The 1,997-nt window shown below is 75.0% G+C and carries 2 protein-coding genes; both read left to right on the forward strand.

Going from position 1 to position 1,997, the window contains the following annotated elements; genetic code table 11:
* Positions 1-277 precede the first annotated feature (277 nt).
* Positions 278-1,048, forward strand: a complete 771-nt coding sequence (locus GUY61_RS37820; protein WP_166634812.1) for an IclR family transcriptional regulator — start codon at positions 278-280, stop codon at positions 1,046-1,048.
* Positions 1,045-1,890 (forward strand): SMP-30/gluconolactonase/LRE family protein, encoded by an 846-nt coding sequence (locus GUY61_RS37825; RefSeq protein ID WP_166634813.1) that lies wholly within the window; start codon positions 1,045-1,047, stop codon positions 1,888-1,890. The genes GUY61_RS37820 and GUY61_RS37825 overlap by 4 nt, the downstream gene beginning before the upstream one ends.
* The last annotated feature ends 107 nt before the right edge of the window (positions 1,891-1,997 follow it).

Raw genomic sequence — 1,997 nt, forward strand, 5'->3', positions numbered from 1 at the left:
CCCGCCACCCAGCAGCCGGCCCCCGGCCCCAGCACGGCGGACCCGGTCCCGGAGCCGGACCCCTCGCCCGAGCCTTCCCCCTCCGAGACCTGCGAGCGCATCCTGTGGTGGTGCGCCTGAGCGCCTGCGCCGACACGCCGTAGCAGGCGCCGCGGGCGGCCCGGATCACACAGGACCGGTCTGCTCCGCCCGTTGCCCGGGGTAGCCCCAGTGGTTAGCCTGTGTTCGCGATCCCGGCCGTTGGCCGGGGTTTCGAACGAAAGGGTGGAGGACGATCATGGGGCGACTGGTCCCCGCGGTGACCCGGGCACTCGACATTCTCGAACTCTTTCTCGAGGGCGACGGAACGCTGTCGGCGCCGGAGGTCACCCGCAGACTCCAGCTGCCGCGCACCACGGTGCACGAGCTGCTGACCACGCTCTCCGCCCGCTCCTACCTGGTGCCGGTGCCCGAGCAGCCCGGCCGCTACCGGCTGGGCGTGCGCACCTACCAGCTCGGCAGCCGCTACGCCGAGCAGCTCGACCTGGCCGCCGAGGGCCGGCAGGTCGCCCAGGACATCGCGGAGACCTGCGACGAGACGGTGCACGTCGCGATCCTCGAGGACCTGGACGTCATCTACATCGCGAAGGTGGACTCCACCCACGCGGTGCGCATGGTCTCCGCCGCCGGCCGCCGCCTCCCCGCGCACTGCACCTCCGTGGGCAAGATGCTGCTCGCCTCACTGCCCGAGGCGGAGCTGGCCGCACGCATCGAGGGCCGGGAGCTGGCCGCGATGACCCCGAACAGCATCACCGACCACGAGGAGCTGAAGCGCGCCCTCGCCGGGATCGGGCAGCGCGGGCTCGCGGTGGAGAACCGCGAGTCCAACCCGGACGTCAGCTGTGTGGCGGCCCCGGTGCGCGACAGCGCGGGGAGGGTCGTCGCCGCGCTGAGCATCTCCGTACCGATGATCAGGTGGAGCGAGGAACGGCAGGCAGAGCTGGAACAGCTCGCGGTCAAGGGCGCGGCCGACCTGTCCACCCGCCTGGGGCACCGGGGGCAGCAGTGACACGCATCGACGTGGCCGTCCGCGAGCGGGCGGCGCTCGGCGAGGGGCCCACCTGGGACACGGCGCGCGAGCTGCTGATCTGGGTCGACATCCTCTCCTTCCGCGTGCACACCTACGATCCGGCGAGCGGCCGGCGCACCGTACTGGCCACCGAGCAGCATGTCGGGGCGGCGAAGCCGCGCGCCGGCGGCGGCCTGGTGGTCAATCTGCGGGACGGCATCGGGCTGTACGACGCGGACGGTGCGTTCTCCTGGCTGCGCCGCGAGCCGGTGTCCGGACGGCGCGGCAACGACGCGGCCGTCGCGCCCGACGGGGCGCTGTGGGCGGGCACCATGCGCTACGACGAGGCGGCGGGCGGCGGGGCGCTGGCCCGGGTGGCGCCCGACGGCTCCGCGACCGAGGCGGTGCCGGGGGTCGCGGTCAGCAACGGCACGGGCTGGAGTCCCGACGGCCGGCTGATGTACTACATCGACAGCCCCACCCGCAGGATCGACGTCTTCGACTTCGACGGCGAGAAGGTCTCGGGGCGCCGGCCGTTCGCCGAGGTCGAGCGGGGGGCCGGGTTCCCCGACGGACTGACGGTCGACGCGGACGGCTGCGTGTGGGTGGCCCTGTGGGACGGCTCGGCGATACGCCGCTACACCCCGGACGGTGCGCTCGACCGCGCGCTGGCCCTGCCGGTCCGCCGCCCCACGGCCTGCGCCTTCGGCGGTGCGGGTCTGCGCGACCTGTACGTCTCCACGGCCCGCGTCGGCCTCGCCGCCCCCCACCCGCTCTCCGGGTCCCTCCTCGTCGTCCCCGACGCGGGCGCGGGCCTGCCCGCCACACCCTTCGCCGGCTGAGCCGCGGGCACTCCACCCAACCCGGCCCGGCGGGCACGGCTCGCCGGGACCGGGGCCTCGCCGTGGTCGGGGGCCCGCGACGCGCGCACCACCGCACCGCGCCGCCG

Source organism: Streptomyces sp. GC420 (genome assembly GCF_009916105.1).
Classification (GTDB): domain Bacteria; phylum Actinomycetota; class Actinomycetes; order Streptomycetales; family Streptomycetaceae; genus Streptomyces.

What these genes read in the sequence shown, in the direction of transcription:
- GUY61_RS37820 (WP_166634812.1), top strand. Translation starts at nt 278, where the DNA reads ATGGGGCGACTGGTCCCCGCGGTGACCCGGGCACTCGACATTCTCGAA.